Annotated in this window: 18 protein-coding genes; 10 read left to right on the forward strand and 8 right to left on the reverse strand. The window is 69.6% G+C overall.

Features of this window, described 5'->3' with window-relative positions:
- Positions 1–19 precede the first annotated feature (19 nt).
- Entirely contained in the window at positions 20–607 is a 588-nt protein-coding gene (locus AORI_RS45075) for a pentapeptide repeat-containing protein (protein WP_043847899.1), read from the forward strand.
- A 70-nt stretch (positions 608–677) separates the two neighbouring features.
- On the opposite strand, the gene AORI_RS45080 is transcribed toward AORI_RS45075, so the two are convergent.
- Positions 678–3,335 (reverse strand): TNT domain-containing protein, encoded by a 2,658-nt coding sequence (locus tag AORI_RS45080; protein WP_420806974.1) that lies wholly within the window; start codon positions 3,333–3,335, stop codon positions 678–680.
- A 117-nt stretch (positions 3,336–3,452) separates the two neighbouring features.
- Between AORI_RS45080 and AORI_RS45085 the strand changes: the two genes are divergently transcribed.
- Entirely contained in the window at positions 3,453–3,752 is a 300-nt protein-coding gene (locus AORI_RS45085) for a DUF3017 domain-containing protein (protein WP_007032100.1), read from the forward strand.
- Here the strand turns inward: AORI_RS45085 and AORI_RS45090 are convergent.
- Together AORI_RS45090 and AORI_RS45095 are read right to left on the reverse strand one after the other, a co-directional pair.
- Positions 3,749–4,921, reverse strand: a complete 1,173-nt coding sequence (locus AORI_RS45090) for an MFS transporter (RefSeq protein WP_016331220.1) — start codon at positions 4,919–4,921, stop codon at positions 3,749–3,751. The two genes, AORI_RS45085 and AORI_RS45090, sit on opposite strands and share 4 nt — an antisense overlap.
- A gap of 195 nt (positions 4,922–5,116) precedes the next feature.
- Complete coding sequence (locus tag AORI_RS45095; RefSeq protein WP_016331221.1) at positions 5,117–5,434, reverse strand: ArsR/SmtB family transcription factor; 318 nt, start codon at positions 5,432–5,434, stop codon at positions 5,117–5,119.
- 176 nt (positions 5,435–5,610) lie between these two features.
- Here AORI_RS45095 and AORI_RS45100 point away from each other — a divergent pair, with 176 nt between their 5' ends.
- Positions 5,611–6,780, forward strand: a complete 1,170-nt coding sequence (locus AORI_RS45100) for an MFS transporter (RefSeq protein ID WP_016331222.1) — start codon at positions 5,611–5,613, stop codon at positions 6,778–6,780.
- A gap of 3 nt (positions 6,781–6,783) precedes the next feature.
- Here AORI_RS45100 and AORI_RS45105 read toward each other — a convergent pair whose 3' ends face one another.
- Positions 6,784–6,972, reverse strand: a complete 189-nt coding sequence (locus AORI_RS45105; RefSeq protein ID WP_016331223.1) for a DUF1918 domain-containing protein — start codon at positions 6,970–6,972, stop codon at positions 6,784–6,786.
- A gap of 189 nt (positions 6,973–7,161) precedes the next feature.
- On the opposite strand from AORI_RS45105, the gene AORI_RS45110 reads away from it, so the two are divergent.
- Genes AORI_RS45110 through AORI_RS45125 form a run of 4 tightly spaced genes read left to right on the forward strand, consistent with a single transcriptional unit; the run spans position 7,162 to position 9,397 of the window.
- The gene (locus AORI_RS45110; protein WP_016331224.1) at positions 7,162–7,593 is read left to right on the forward strand and encodes a TrmH family RNA methyltransferase; all 432 of its coding nucleotides are present in this window, start codon (positions 7,162–7,164) and stop codon (positions 7,591–7,593) included.
- A 22-nt stretch (positions 7,594–7,615) separates the two neighbouring features.
- The gene (locus AORI_RS45115) at positions 7,616–8,260 is read left to right on the forward strand and encodes a spermine/spermidine synthase domain-containing protein (RefSeq protein WP_016331225.1); all 645 of its coding nucleotides are present in this window, start codon (positions 7,616–7,618) and stop codon (positions 8,258–8,260) included.
- Positions 8,242–8,823 carry a hypothetical protein gene (locus tag AORI_RS45120; protein ID WP_016331226.1) on the forward strand — a complete coding sequence of 194 codons (582 nt, stop codon included), beginning with the start codon at positions 8,242–8,244 and terminating at the stop codon, positions 8,821–8,823. The genes AORI_RS45115 and AORI_RS45120 overlap by 19 nt, the downstream gene beginning before the upstream one ends.
- A 7-nt stretch (positions 8,824–8,830) precedes the next feature.
- Positions 8,831–9,397, forward strand: a complete 567-nt coding sequence (locus tag AORI_RS45125) for a GNAT family N-acetyltransferase (protein ID WP_016331227.1) — start codon at positions 8,831–8,833, stop codon at positions 9,395–9,397.
- On the opposite strand, the gene AORI_RS45130 is transcribed toward AORI_RS45125, so the two are convergent.
- Positions 9,398–9,985 (reverse strand): HhH-GPD-type base excision DNA repair protein, encoded by a 588-nt coding sequence (locus AORI_RS45130; RefSeq protein WP_016331228.1) that lies wholly within the window; start codon positions 9,983–9,985, stop codon positions 9,398–9,400.
- Between the two features lie 38 nt (positions 9,986–10,023).
- Positions 10,024–10,902 (reverse strand): LysR family transcriptional regulator ArgP, encoded by an 879-nt coding sequence (locus AORI_RS45135; RefSeq protein ID WP_016331229.1) that lies wholly within the window; start codon positions 10,900–10,902, stop codon positions 10,024–10,026.
- 66 nt (positions 10,903–10,968) lie between these two features.
- Here AORI_RS45135 and AORI_RS45140 point away from each other — a divergent pair, with 66 nt between their 5' ends.
- Positions 10,969–11,583 carry a LysE/ArgO family amino acid transporter gene (locus AORI_RS45140; protein ID WP_016331230.1) on the forward strand — a complete coding sequence of 205 codons (615 nt, stop codon included), beginning with the start codon at positions 10,969–10,971 and terminating at the stop codon, positions 11,581–11,583.
- On the opposite strand, the gene AORI_RS45145 is transcribed toward AORI_RS45140, so the two are convergent.
- Both AORI_RS45145 and AORI_RS45150 read right to left on the reverse strand, forming a co-directional pair.
- Positions 11,584–12,408 carry an aldo/keto reductase gene (locus tag AORI_RS45145; protein ID WP_016331231.1) on the reverse strand — a complete coding sequence of 275 codons (825 nt, stop codon included), beginning with the start codon at positions 12,406–12,408 and terminating at the stop codon, positions 11,584–11,586.
- A 5-nt stretch (positions 12,409–12,413) separates the two neighbouring features.
- Positions 12,414–13,253 (reverse strand): NAD-dependent epimerase/dehydratase family protein, encoded by an 840-nt coding sequence (locus AORI_RS45150; RefSeq protein WP_016331232.1) that lies wholly within the window; start codon positions 13,251–13,253, stop codon positions 12,414–12,416.
- A 115-nt stretch (positions 13,254–13,368) separates the two neighbouring features.
- Here AORI_RS45150 and AORI_RS45155 point away from each other — a divergent pair, with 115 nt between their 5' ends.
- Both AORI_RS45155 and AORI_RS45160 read left to right on the forward strand, forming a co-directional pair.
- Positions 13,369–13,803 (forward strand): Lrp/AsnC family transcriptional regulator, encoded by a 435-nt coding sequence (locus AORI_RS45155; protein ID WP_016331233.1) that lies wholly within the window; start codon positions 13,369–13,371, stop codon positions 13,801–13,803.
- 108 nt (positions 13,804–13,911) lie between these two features.
- Positions 13,912–14,766 (forward strand): esterase/lipase family protein, encoded by an 855-nt coding sequence (locus AORI_RS45160; protein WP_016331234.1) that lies wholly within the window; start codon positions 13,912–13,914, stop codon positions 14,764–14,766.
- Positions 14,767–14,768 lie beyond the last annotated feature (2 nt).

Below are 14,768 nucleotides of genomic sequence, written 5' to 3' on the forward strand. Positions count from 1 at the left end.
GGTATGCGATCCTGGAGGGGTGATGGAAACTGCGGAGGATTACCGAGAAGCCGTCCTTTCCCAGCAATGGTGGGAAAAACGCAGTTTCGTCGGCTGTGATTTCACCGAGGCCGACCTGCGCGGGCTGCGCACTCAAGGCTGCACCTTCGACCAGTGCGACTTCACCAAGACGGACTTCGAGGGCTCGCGCCACGAGGCGTCGGCGTTCCGCTCGTGCACCTTCGACCGCAGTGTACTGGCGGGCACGCGGTGGAGCTCCTGCTCGATGCTCGGATCGTCCTTTGTGGACTGCCGATTCCAGAAGATCGCCTTCACCGAATGCGATCTTTCGCTGGTCTCGCTCAGCAAGGCTCGTCTGTCCAAAGTGGATCTCGGTGGCCTGCGGCTGCGCGAGGCGAACCTGCTGGACGCGGACCTGACCGGCGCCGACCTGCGCGGTGCCGATCTCACCGGTGCCCGGCTGGCGGGCGCGAAACTCGAGGGCGCGGACCTGCGCGGCGCGCGGCTCGACGCGAACGGCCTGGTGCAGGCGAACCTCTCCGGTGTCCACGTGGACACCGAGACCGCGATCGCCTACGCCGCCGCGCACGGCCTCGTCATCCACTGACCCCGCGTGCAATGAAAGGTCCTTTCCTTGCAAATTTTGCGAGGAAAGGACCTTTCATTGCACTTGAGGGCTAGTCGATCGGCGGTTCGCCCGGGTCCAGCTCGATGAGGTCGCCCTCGGCGAGCAACTCCTCGATGGACGCGGGCAGCAGGTACGCCGACCCGCCACCCGGCTGGTTGAACCACGGGATCGCGACACCGGCGAGGGCTTCGAGCGGACGCTGCACGCGGTACACGTGATACGGCCGGTTCACCCATTCCGGCACGAGCGAGCGCTCTTCGAACGGCGTCCCGGCCGCGTAGGTCAGGTTGCCGTTCGGGCCGCCGAAGCGGTCCAGCTCGCTGCCGGCGGGCAGCTCACGCAGCTCCTTGCCGCGGAACAGCGTCAGCGGCGGCTCGCCGTTGAGCGGCGAGATCGGCCAGTTCTGCTTGGCGTCGGGCGCCCCGGCGTTCGCCGCGGCCGGCGGGCGGGCTGGTTCCTCGCGCCGCATCGGCGGCGGCGGGGGAGGCGGCGTCACCGGCGGCTCACGCCGCGGCGGCGCGGGCGGCGGGCTCGCCAGCACCGGGTTCGGCCGCGACGGCGGCGCGGGCGGGACCGGAGCGGGGGCGGGCTCGTCGTCCAGATCGTCCCCGAGCAGCTCCTCGGCCGTCGTGAACGCGGTCTGTTCCTGTGCCGGGATCGACTCCCTCGGCGGCACGGGATGCGAACCGGTCGCGATCTCGGGGGACAGCGTCGCCAGCACGGGAGGCGCCGGGGAAGGCTCCTCGACAGGCGGTTCTTCGACGGCGGGCTCCTCCTCGGGAGGCGGGGCGCCGTTCGGGTTCAGCAGGACCTTGCCGAGCATGAACGCGGCCGCGTCCTCGGCGTCGCCGAACACCGCCGGGTTGGTCAGCTTCCCGTCGTACCAGCCGACCCGCCAGCCGCCGCCGTCGACCTGCTCGACGCTCCAGCCGTGCTCGGCGGGGGCGCCGATGCGGTAGACGTCTTCGGGCACGTCGAGGTCGTCGAACTTCGCCTGGAGCTCGTTCAGCACCGGCACGGGGTGCTCGGCACGGCGACGCGGCGCTTCCTCACGTCGAGGCTCGGGCTCCGGCTGGGGCACGGGGGTGGTAGCAAAGGTCCCCCGCTCCTGCGGTGGGGCGTCGACCTGCGTGACCTCGGAATCCGACGGCGGCGGGGCCACGTTCGGCTCCGCGTCGTGTGTCAGGAGAGGCAGCTCAGGACCGGCGTCGGCCTGCTCGACCGGCGCGTAGCCGGTGGTCGACTCTTCCTCCGGAGGCGCGTACGGCTGCTCTTCTTCCTGCCGCGCGTACGCTTCCTGCTCCTCCTCGTGAGGAGGCTGCTCGTAGGCGTCGGCCTGCGGAGCCCGCGCGTACGTGGTCGCCTCCGGGTCGGCGATCCGAGGTTCCGGCTCAGGCTCGGTGTCCTGCCGGGCCTCGTCGGTGTAGGCGTCCTGCTCGGACGTGTACGGGTCTTCGTAGCCCTCTTCGTACTGCTGCTCGGCGGCGGCCTCGTGGAAGTCCTGCGCCTGGTAGTCCTGGGTGTCGTAATCGTCTTCGTACCGCTGGGCCTGCTCGGCCTGGTCCGGCACGGTGGATTCGGCGGCGGGAACGGCCGCCGCCGCGGCGACCGGTGCCGCGGCCGCGGCGGCCACCGAGGCCGGATCCGGGCCCTGCTGGTGCGGCGGCTGAACGGGGGGCTGGTTCGGGCCAGGACCACTGGGACCGGGCTGCCCGGGACCGGCCTGCGGAGACGGCGCCGGACCGTTCTGCGGCGGCGGGCCCTGCGGAGGCGGGCCCTGCGGAGGCGGGCCCGTGGGCACGCCGTTGGGGCCACCCGGGCCGGGGCGCTGCTGCGGAGGCTGGTTCCCCCGGGTGAGGTACCCCGCCGCGGCCTGCAGCGTCGGTGCGTCGACCTCGGGCAGCGTGAAGTCGTTCTGCCGGACGTGCTCGATCAGGTCGAGTTCCGGCGAGACGCCGTACTCGCGCAGGTAGAAGTTGACGGCGGCGGGCCAGATCCACTGCCCGTCGCTGTGGAAGGCGACCGGGACGGTGGCCTCGGGCGTCTGGGCGAGCCGGTCGATGTCGTAGCCGCGTTCGGTGACCACCAGCGGCGCGTGGTCGAGGTATTCGAGCAGCCTGTCCTGCTCCTCGATCTCCAGGTCGGGCCGGTTGATCACCGGACGCCCGGCCGGGCCGATGGTGTCGAAGATGCGGGCAATGCGGAAATGCGGTCCGGGCTGCTCGGGGCCGAGGCCGGACATGCGCCGGATCAGCCATTCGGGCACGTTCTCCTCGGAGCGGGGGAACATGCGCAGCTCGTCGGAGAGCGCCTGCGGAGGCGGCGCGAGGCGCCACTGCGGCTCGTCGCGGTTGTATTCGAGGTTGTAGCTGGACGGGTGGTCGAGCTGGTAACGGGCGTTGAACCAGGTGCCGCGGCCGTCGCGGTACATCCCGGCACGGAGCCTGCCGAACAGCGTCGCGATGTCGTGCGTCGCGACCCACTCGTGGGAGGTGCCGTCCTCGGTGATGATCTCGCCGGTCATCTCGTGGTACCTGCCGACGGCTCGGTACTCGGCGGTCACCTTCCGCCAATCACGCGGAGCGGCCCGCAGCAGGGCGAGGCCGATCTGTTTGACCAGGGTGTCCTGCTCGGTCGCGTTCAACTGAGTCGTCGGTTGTGCCACGGTCACATTTTGACCGTATCCGCGCTCCTGTGCACCCCGCATGTGGGTTTTGCCGCTCTTGACAGCTCGGAAGACGCCCTGACCTGCTGCCGCATCACTCACCCGGGATACTGACCGCGTGAACCGAATTGCCGGCGAGACCCCGAAGGACGAGGACTGATGGCGGTGGCCGGACAGCGGCGTGACCGTGGGGCACTGCTCCATCACCTGCCGTTCCTGCTGGTGATGCTGGTGGTGGCCGTCGCCGCCCTGCGGATCGGCCAGTACCACTGGCGGCAGGGCGCCGCGCTGATCGGCGGTGCGTTGCTGCTCGCCGGCCTGCTCCGGGCGGCGCTGCCCGAAGCGAAGGCCGGGTTGCTGGCGATCCGGGGCAAGCCAGTCGACGTGCTGACCTACGGCGCGCTGTCGGTGCTGATCCTGTTCATCGCGTTCACGATCACCGGCGGGCCCCTGTCTTAAGAGGCCATCGCTGGCGCCAGGCGTGCTTCGCGGCGGTCCATGCCGCCGGACACCACGGCCAGCGAGAGTCCCAGGACGGCCAGCGACGCGCCGACCCAGTTCGGCGCGACCAGGCCGAAGCCGCCCGCGATCACCAGGCCGCCCAGGTAGGCGCCGATCGAGTTCGCGATGTTGAACGCCGACTGCACGGCCGCGGAGACCAGCGACGGCGTCCCGCCCGCCTTCTCCATGATCCGGGCCTGCATCATCGGGCCGATCATGAACCCGGCGAGGCCGACGAAGAAGATCGTCACCGCCGCGCCGACCTTGCCGTTCGCGGTGAAGGTGAAGATGGCCAGTACCGCGGCCAGGCCGATCAGCGAGACGTAGAGGCTCGGCATCAGCGCCTTGTCGGCGAGCCTGCCGCCGAGGATGTTGCCGATCGTCATGCCGACCCCGGCCAGCGAGAGCAGCAGGGTGACGTTCGAGGGCGAGTAGCCGGTGACGTCGGTCAGCATCGGCGCGATGTAGGACAGGCAGGCGAACACGCCGCCGAGGCCGAAGGTGACGATCGCGAGGGCGAGCCACACCTGCGGGCGGCGGAAGGCGCCGAGTTCGCCGCGCAGCGACGGCTCGACCGGTTTGCCCTGGTGGGGGACCAGTTTCGCGATCGCGGCCATGGCGAGCAGGCCGATCACGGCGACGACGCCGAAGGTCGCACGCCAACCGACCTTCTGGCCGAGCAGCGTGCCCAGTGGCACGCCGACGACGTTGGCCAGGGTCAGGCCCATGAACATCATCGAGACGGCCTTCGCGCGTTCGCCCGGCTTGGCCAGGCTGGACGCGACGACCGCGCCGGCGCCGAAGAACGCGCCGTGCGGCAGGCCGGCGAGGAAGCGGAAGGCGACACCGAACTCCTGGTTCGGCGAGAGTGCGAAGAGGGTGTTGCCGAGCGTGAACAGCCCCATCATCGCCAGCAGCATCGTCTTGCGTGGCAGCCGGACGGCGGCGGCGGTGAGCAACGGGGCACCGACCACGACGCCGAGGGCGTAGCCGGAGATGAGGTAACCGGCGGACGGGATCGACACGCCGAAGTCGGCGGCGGCTTCGGGCAGCACGCCCATCATGACGAATTCGGTGGTCCCGATGCCGAAGGCACCGATGGCGAGCGCGAGCAGCGCGACGGGCACGGCTCTCCCTTCGAGGGTCGTACGTGAGTAAACGATTACTCGCCCAGCGTCGCGGATGGGGAGCTGAATCGATTTAGGTCTCGGGCACAAAAGAAGACAGCGCGTGCGGCCCCAGCGTCGACGAGCTGTCCTGCGTCCAGTTCAACGGATCGAGGGGGCGTTTGTCATCCCGGTTTCGGGTGAGGCTGACCACCCTCAGCGGCGGGCGGCGAGCACTCCCTGGAGCAGGCCGGGGAAGAGCTCGTCGAGATCGTTGCGGCGCAAGGAGTTGTAGCGGGCGGTGCCCTGCTGGCGGCCCATGATGATGCCCGCTTCGCGCAATGTGCGCAGGTGATGGGTGAGTGTGGACTTGGTCACGGCGACGTCGAAACCGCTGCACGAGATCTCGGTTCCGGAGGCGGCCAGCTGGCGGACCATGTCGAGGCGGACCGGGTCCGCGAGCGCGGCGAGGACCGCCTCGATCCGGATCTCGTCCTGATCGGGATAGACGTACTGCGGGGTCGTCGCGGCCATTCGTCCATAGTACGACGCCCCTCGAACTTGACGCGAGTCCGTAGTACGGTCACCATCGAACTACGACAATCATCGAACAACGACCCTGTGTCGCCTTTCGCGGGCTAACCGCGATCCGGCGCCGACCTGCGTTTAGCGGGCTAAACGCGATCCGCGGGGTCTGGAGCTGGGGACTCATGACTTTCGCACCACCCAGGACCGCGGTGCTGGCGCTCGGCACCTTCGCGGTCGGCACCAGCGGTTACGTCGTCGCCGGGCTGCTGCCGGCGCTGACCGGAGAGCTCGCGGTCTCCGAGACGGCCGCCGCTCAGCTGGTCACCGCCTTCGCCATCGCGTACGCGGTCGGCTCGCCACTGTTCGCCGCGGTCACGGGCCGCTGGGAACGCCGCACGCTCCTGGTCGCCGCGCTCGTCGTCACCGCCATCGGCAACGCGCTCGCCGCCCTCGCGCCCGGCTACGTGACCCTGCTGCTCGCGCGGGTCGTCACCGCGATCGGCGCGGCGGTCTTCACCCCGGCCGCGAGCGCCGTCGCCGCCGAACTCACCTCGCCCGAACGCCGGGGCCGCGCGGTCGCGCTCGTCTTCGGAGGGCTCACCGTCGCGACGATCTTGGGCGTCCCGCTCGGCAGCGTCCTTTCGCAGAGCGTCGGCTACCAGGCCGTCTTCGCGCTCGTCGCGGCCTTCTCGCTTCTCGGCGCCTTCGCCGTCCGGCTGGTCTTGCCCGCCGTCCCGGCGCCGCCCCCGGTGCGGCTGGCCGAACGCTTCACCGTCGCCAAGGACCCGCGTGTGCTCGCCATGCTCGGCGCGACCGTGCTCGGCTGCCTCGCCGCGTTCTCCGTCTACACCTTCATCTCGCCGGTCCTGTCGGCCACCGCGGGTATCCACGGCACGACGGTCAGCCTGCTGCTGTTCGTCTACGGCGCGGGCGGCGCGCTCGGCAACGTCCTCGGCGGCCGCGCGACCGACCGCTGGGGCGCCAGGGGACCGCTGCTGATCGTGTTCGGCGGGATCACCGTGGTGCTCGCGATGCTGCCGCTGGTGGCGACCACCGTCGCGGGCGCGGCCGTCGTCCTCTTCCTCTGGGGCCTGGCCACCTGGTCGGTCAACCCGCCGATCCAGCACCGGCTGATCGAGCTGTCCAAGCAGAACGCCGGGCTCGTGCTCTCGCTCAACGCGTCCGCGATCTACCTCGGCGTCGGCCTTTCCGGCCTGCTCGGGGGAGCGGTGCTCAGCGGCGGCGGGCCGCTCCTGCTGCCCGAGATCGCGGCGGTGCTGACCGCGCTCGGCGCGGCCGTGGTCGTGGCGGGCTGGCGGAGCCGCGTGAAGCAGCCCGCCATGGCCGAGTGACGGCTACTCGGCGCGCGCCTGGACTTCGCAGTCGGGGCCGGGGAAGACCAGCCCTTCGTGTCCGTCCGCGAACCGGACGAGATACGGCGGGGCACCGTGTTCGCCGCGTACCTCGAGGATCTCGCCGCGTTGTTCGGCCGAACCCACCGTGCGTCCGTGCACGTGGATCTCGTCTCCGACGGTCGCCTGCATGAGAATCACCTCCGACGTTTCAAGGTTAGGAGCGTCGGGGTGATCCCGCTACAGTGTCGGCATGATCCTCGAAAACCTTGGAGGCGCGACGCCTCACGTCCGGTGAGCCCGTCGATCCGGGTTCGCACGCCCTCGGAGCTGCGTGCGGCTAGAAGAAGAAAATCCCATTCCTGCTGGGGTCATCTCGTCGTGGCACCGCTGTGGCCACTGCACGGCGCGAACCTCGGCACCCTGCTGAGGACCTGCGACGCCGTGGGTGCTTGCCTTGCCGTGCCGAGGTTTCCCTGGGTGCCGGAGGCGCTGCGCCGGGGGAACACGTTGCGGCGTCCGGCTTGTGTGCACTGGGTGCACGATCCACCCGGCTGGCTGACCCGGGAGAAGGCGGCGGGCACGGCGATCGTCGGCGTCGAACTCGCCGACGAAGCCGTGCGCCTCGCCGATCTCCCGCCCGCGCGAGGGCGGACGATCGCCGTGCTCGGCCATGAGCAGCAGGGGATTCCCCCGGAAGCGCTCGACCTTCTCGACACCGTCGTCGAAATCCCGATGGTGGGCACCGGCGCGAGTCTCAACGTCGCCGTCGCGGGCAGCCTGGTGTTGTACAAATTGGCGGGCTTGCTCTGACCGTCATCGATAGGCTGCCCGGATGACCGACGTACTCGACAAGGTGGCCGGGAAGAGCGGCGAATTGGTGCTCCGCAAGGCGGGCGACGATTTCGAGGTCATCGCCAACGGCGTCTTCCTGATGGACACCCGTAACGGTGAATCCGAACGGTTGCTCGTCTCGGTGGCGGCCGATCTGGTGCCGGGCAAGGCGCGGATGCTGATCGGCGGTCTCGGGGTCGGCTATTCGCTGCGTGCCGCGCTGGACCACCCCGGCGTCGGCGAAGTCGTGGTCGTCGAGCGTGAGCCCGCCGTGATCGGCTGGAACCGCGAGGGCCCGCTCAAGGACGTCCACGACGACGCCCTGTCCGACGAACGGGTCACCGTGGTCGAGGCCGACCTGGTGAAGTGGTTGCGCCGGACGGAAGAGCGGTTCGACGCGCTGTGCCTCGACATCGACAACGGTCCTGAGTGGACGGTCACCGACGGCAACGCGAAGCTGTATTCCGACGCCGGGCTCGACCTGCTCACCGCGCGGTTGCGGCCGGGCGGGGTGCTCGCGGTGTGGAGCGCCGAGTCGGTGCCGTCGTTCGCGAAACGGTTGCGAGCGCGGTTCGGCGAGGTACGGGAGCTGAAGATCCCGGTGCCGCAAGGAGAACCGGACGTGCTGTGGTTCGCCCGGGTGTAGCCGACGCCGCGCGCGTCAACGCCGGCTGGTGTGAGGTGGTGTGCCGGACGGGCACCTTCACCGCCCGCGTCTGGAAGTCGGCGAGCCGCACGCCGCCGCTGTACCCCGATGCGGTGACCCTGGCCCCGGACGCGACGGTGCCGGAAGTACTGGACGGGATCGACACGTCGCCGGGCTGCGCGGTGAAGGACAGCTTCGGCTGCCTGGATCTCGCGCGCGAAGGTTTCGAGGTGCTCTTCGAGGCCACGTGGATCACGCGGACGGCCGACGTGCCGCTCGAACCGGGCTGGGCCCGGGTCGGCGACCCGTTCGACGATCCGTCCGTCGCCGTGTGGTCGAACGGCGTCGCCGGGGTGACGGCCAATCGTGACGGCGGCTTCGCGGGACTGTCCAATTTGTACACTCAGGGCGACCTGGACGAGGCCTGGCGCGGCGCGACCTCGGCCGTCGCGGCGAGCTTCCCCGGCTTGCCGATCACGGGCTATGAACGCGGCGAAGACCTCGACGCCGCCCTCCGCAACGGCTACACGGCGCTGGGGCCGCTGCGGGTCTGGCTGAAATGATCGCCGCATGGAGATCACGACCTGGCACCTCGAACAGACCTCGCCGGACGACCTGAGCGCGGCGAAACCGCCGGCCGTTCCGGTGACGGTCACCCGCGCCGAGCTGGTCAGCCCGGAGCTGAACCGCTACCTCTATACCGCCGTCGGTGGCGACTGGTTCTGGATCGACCGGCTCGGCTGGTCGTGGACGCAGTGGATCGAGTGGCTGGACAGGCCGGGCGTCGAGACCTGGGTGGCGTACGCGCAGGGGACGCCGTGCGGCTACTTCGAACTCGACGGCACCGTTGACGGCGAAGTGGAACTCGCGTACTTCGGCCTGATGTCGTCCTTCGTCGGCAAGGGCCTCGGAGGGCATCTGCTGACCGTCGCGCTGCGGGAGGCATGGACGCTCGCGGCGCGCTGGCCGGGCAAGACGCCGACGCGCCGCGTCACGGTCCACACCTGCACCACCGATGGCCCGGCCGCGCTCAAGAACTACCAGGCACGCGGGTTCCGGCTGTTCCGCACCGAGGTCGAGCAGGCCGAACTGCCCGCCGAGACACCGGGACCGTGGCCGGGAGCCGGGAAGAAGTAGCTACTTCGCCGGAGCCTTGGCGGCCGCCTTCGCCGCCTTCTTGAACGCGCGCACCTCGCCGAGGGTCTTCGCGTCGACGACATCGGCGATCGAACGCCGGGAGCCGCGGTCGCCGTACGCGCCCGCGGCGGCACGCCAGCCCTTGGGCTGCACGCCGAGCTGCTTGCCGAGCAACGCGAGGAAGATCGCGGCCTTCTGGTCGCCGTAGCCGGGCAGTGCCTTGAGCCGCTTGAGGACTTCGGGGCCGTCCGGTTTGGGCCGCCCGGCGGTCCAGATCCCGGCCGCGTCGCCGTCGTACACCTCGACGACGTGCTGGGCGAGATCCTTCACCCGGCGGGCCATCGAGCCGCCGTAGCGGTGGATCGCGGGCGGGACCACGCACAGTTCGACGAAGGTTTCGGTGTCCATCGCGTGGATCTTCTTGATGTCGAAACCGTCCATCCGGTCCGCGATCTTCTGCGGGCCGCGGAACGCGTGTTCCATCGGGAACTGCTGGTCGAGGAGCATCCCGACGAGCAGCGCGAACGGGTCTTCGGTGAGCAGCCGGTCCGCTTCCTCGTCCCCGACCAGGTGCAATGCGCGCGTCATGCGCCCAGGATCTCACGACCGGCCCGGTGCGCGCGTCCTCAACCGTGTGGGTCGACCAGCAGGTCCGCGGCGGCCGTGGTGACGGCGTCCGACACCGCCGCCAGCGCGGGGGAGTCGAGTTTCCACTGCTGCCAGAACAGCGGTACGTCGATCGGGTGGTCCGGGTCGAGGCAGGCGAAGGTGCCGTCGCGCAGGCGGGCGCCGATCTGCGCGAGCGGCACCATGCCCCAGCCCATCCCGGCCGCGACGGCGTCGAAGAACCCTTCGGACGACGGGACGTAGTGCCGCAGCGAGCTCGCGATCGTGCCGCGCTCGCGCGCGAAGCGGTCCTGAAGGTCGTCACGGCGGTCGAAGACGACGACGGGTGCTTCGGCGAGGTCGAGGTCCGTGCCGAGCTGCGGGCTCACGACGGCCAGGTAGCGCATGTGCCCGAGCCGGTGCACCGAACATCCAGCGACCGGATCGGGTGACGACGTCACGGCGGCCATCACCAAGCCCTCCCGCAACAGGGTCGTGGTGTGGTCCTGATCCTCGCGATGCAGCTCGAAGCAGATCTTCTGCTCGGGCGGCACCCGCGTGAGGGCGGGCAGGAACCAGGTCGCCAGCGAATCCGCGTTGACCGCGATCGGCAGCCGGACCGGTTCGTCGCCGGCGGTCAGGCCGAGTTCGGCCCGGGTGTCGGCCTCCAGCAGGGCCATCTGACGGCCGAACCGCACCACCGCCTGCCCGGATTCGGTCAGCCGCACCGGTTTCGTGCGGATGAGCAGGACGAGGCCGGTGCGCTGTTCGAGCGCCTTGACGCGCTGGCTGATCGCCGACGGCGTCACGTGCAGTGCCGACGCCGCCGCGTCGAACGTGCCTTCGTCGGCGACCACCACCAGCGTGCGGACCAGGTCGAGGGGCAGATCTCTCATCACGAGCGCTAATCTTACGTAAGAATCTTTAGCTGTACTGTTGACGATCGGCTTCCTAGCCTGGTCCGTATGGGAGACGTTCTGCTCAGCGCGGGCGCCGGATTCGGCGCCACCATGGCCCTCATCGTCGCGATCGGCGCGCAGAACGCGTTCGTGCTGCGCCAGGGCATCCGCCGCGAGGCGGTCCTCGTGGTGGTGCTGATCTGCATCTTCTCGGACGCCATCCTGGTCAGCCTCGGCGTCGGCGGGGTCGGCGCGCTGGTGGGGACGTCACCCGAAGCGCTGACCGTCGTCGCCCTGATCGGCGGCGCCTTCCTGCTTTGCTACGGCGCTCTCGCGGCCCGTCGCGCGTTCAAGCCGGCCGCGCTGGAGACCGGCGGCCCGGAGACCGGCGGATCGCTGCGCCGCATCGTGCTGACCACCCTGGCGATCACGTGGCTGAACCCGCACGTCTACCTCGACACCCTCCTCCTGCTCGGCGCGATCGCGGCCGGGCACGGCAGCGACCGATGGGCGTTCGGCGTCGGTGCCGTGTCGGCCAGCGTGCTGTGGTTCCTCGCGCTCGGTTTCGGCGCGCGGCTGCTCAGCGGGTTCTTCCGCAAACCGTCGTCGTGGCGGGTGCTGGACGGCCTGGTCGCCGCGACGATGATCGGCCTGGGCGTGGCGCTGGTGGCCGGCGCCTGATCACGGCAGGCGGGCCAGTTCGCCGTCGGTGAGCACGAGATCGGCCGCGGCCGCCGAATCGCGGATCGTGGCGGGCCTCGTCGAGCCGGGGATCGCGATCATCGACGGCGATTTCGCGAGCAGCCAGGCCAGGCACACCCGCTGGGGGCTGACGCCGCGTTCCTCCGCCACGGCACGGAACTCCGCGCCGATCCCGCGGAGCGGGCCCCACGGCAGATACGCGAGCCCGAGTTCGGTGCACAGCGCCAGTTCCGGTTCGTGCGCCAGATACGCGGGCGCGTGCTCGTTCTGCACCGAAACCAGTGTCCCGCCGAGGATCTCCCGTGCTTCGAGGATCTGCGTCCGGGACACGTTGGAGATCCCGGCGAGCCGGATCTTGCCTTCGTCGGCCAGCTCCTTGATCGCGCCGACGGACTCCGCCCACGGCACGTTCTCGTCGGGTTTGTGCAGCTGGTAGAGCCCGATGGCGTCGACGCCGAGTCGCTTCAGCGAACCTTCGCAGGCCGCCTTGAGATGCGCGGGAGTCCCGGTGACGGTCCACGAGCCGTCACCGGGACGGCCGCGCCCGCCCTTCGTCGCGACGAGTACCGCGTCCGATCCACTGTGGACGGACAGCGCGGCGGCGATCAGCTCCTCGTTGTGGCCGATCTCGTCCGCGTGCCAGTGGTAGGAGTCGGCCGTGTCGATCAGCGTGACCCCGGCGTCGAGCGCGGCGTGGATGGTGGCGATCGCGCGATCCCGATCCGGACGGCCCTCGATCGACAGCGGCATCGCGCCAAGACCGATCGCGCTCACTTCGACGTCTCCGATGCTGCGGTAACGCATGGGGGTCAAGCCTTTCTGAGTTCTTCGACGGCTTCGCCGAGCCAGTCGGTGGTGGTGGAGAAGGAGAAGCCGAGGCCGGTCGCGCGCGACGTGTCCAAGACGGCGTAGCGATCGAAGGAGAACGGTGAGGCGTCCCGCTCGACGACTCGAAACCCCGGCTCCGTGCTGATGGCGGCGGCGAGATCGAGCACCGACAGTTCGCCGTGCGAGCCGGCGTTGACCGGACCGGTGAAGTCCGCGAGCGTGGTCCAGGTCAGGAAGTCCGCGATCTCACGCGCGTGGATGAACGTCGAGGGGCGTGGATCCGCGTGGATGTCCACCGCGTCGCCGGCGTCCAGCCGTTCGACGTAATGCCGCAGCCGTCCGGTGAAGTCTTCGCCGCCGAGCACGTGGGCGACGCGTACGGAGACGAACGGCGTGTCTCCCGCGGCGAAGACCGCTTCGGCCTGTCGCTTGCCTTCGCCGTACTCGTACTCGGAAAGTTCGAGGTCGACGTTCGCCGGGGTGACCAGCGATTCGGTCATCGGGGTCTCCGTCCGCACCTGGTCGTAGACCTCGATCGTGGACGTCATCACGTAGCGGTCCGTACGCAGGACGCGGCGCGCGATCTCCGCCTGGACCGGCGTGTAGCACACCTGGTCGAGGACGACGTCAAAGGAACGAGAACCCAGAGCGGCCTTGAGTCCGGCTTCGTCGTCGCGGTCGGCGATCAGATGCGCGACGCCGGACGGCGCGGGTGTGGAGCCGCGGTTGAGGACGGTGACGTCCATCCCGGCATCGCGCAGCCGCTCGGCCACCCCTCGGCCGAAGTACCGGCTTCCGCCGAGAACGAGCACTTTCTTCATGGTCACCAGTGTTACGGTGGTGATCCGGGTGGTTGAAGGGGAAAACATGGGTGAAATGGCGGAATCACTGAAAGATTCTCGGTCTAATCGAGGATTCGCTGAAAGCTCACTGGACGTGCTCGACCGGCGACTTCTCGAACTCCTCCAGGAGGAAGGCCGCATCACCCTGAGCGAACTCGGGCGCCGTGTCTCGCTGAGCCCCGCCGCCGTCGGCGAACGCGTCAAACGCCTCGAAGCCGACGGCACGATCACCGGCTACGCGGCCCTCGTTTCGCCGTCCGGGATCGGCCTCGGGCTGCGGGCGTTCGTGCGGATGGCGCCGCACAGCGGGTTCACCGTCCGGCATCCGCGCACCCGGAAGATCATGGACCGCCCCGAAATCCTCGAGCTGCACCATGTGGTGGGCGAGGACTGCTGGATCCTGAAGATCGCCGTGCGCGACACGGGTCACCTGGAAGAACTGCTGGAGGACCTGTCCGCGCTCGGCTCCACGACGACGTCGATCGTCATGTCCAGCCCGATCGAAAGGCGGGTGCTGCTGCCCTTGTGATCCATCACAAGGCATGGCGCGTAAGTCTGGTCTTTCTCCCGGCTCCGGCCGTCGGTTTGTGACGCAGGATGACTCGCATCACATACTGACGAGTAACCGGAGGCAGGGATGCGGGCTCGGATCCTCACCACGCTTGTCGCGGCCTTGACGTTCACGATCGCCGTCCCGGCGGTGGCGAGCGCGGCGCCGTCGAGCGGTTGGAACGACTGGTCGTGCGAACCGAGCGCGAGCCATCCCGAGCCCGTCGTGCTGGTGCACGGCCTCGGCGGCAACGCGACGACCAACTGGTTCCACCACGCGCCGAAGCTCAAGGACGCCGGTTACTGCGTCTACTCGCTGACCTACGGCTCCACCGTCCTGGGTGGACAGTTGTTCGGCGGGCTCGCCTCCATGCGGAAGAGCGCGGTCGAACTCGGCGCGTTCGTCGACCGCGTGCGCGCGAGCACCGGAGCGGACAAGGTCGACATCGTCGGGCATTCCGAGGGGACGACGATGCCCGCGTACTACCTCAAATTCGAGGGAGGCGCGGAGAAGGTGAAGCATTTCGTCGGCTTCGGTTCGAACTTCAAGGGCACGTCGCTCAACGGCTTCTCCGAGCTGGCGAAGGCCGTGCTTTCGCTGCCCGGGATCGACCTGCTCGCCGACGGCGTGTGCGGGGCCTGCCGGGAATACCTGGCGCCATCGGCGTTCCTCGACGACCTCGCCCGCGGCGGGGTGAGCGTGCCCGGGCCGACGTACACGAGCATCGTGAGCCGGCACGATCGAGTGGTCACGCCGTACACCAGCGGAGTGCTCGGGGAGCCGGGCACGACCGACATCGTGTTGCAGGACCGTTGTGGCGTGGACGTTTCCGGGCACCTCAGCCAGGCGATCGATCCGAACGTGACGAGCCTGATCCTCAAGGCGCTCGACCCGGAGAACGCGCCCGCGCCGAAGTGCGTGCCGTTCTTCGCGCCGCTGTAGAC

Source organism: Amycolatopsis keratiniphila, assembly GCF_000400635.2.
GTDB lineage: Bacteria > Actinomycetota > Actinomycetes > Mycobacteriales > Pseudonocardiaceae > Amycolatopsis > Amycolatopsis keratiniphila.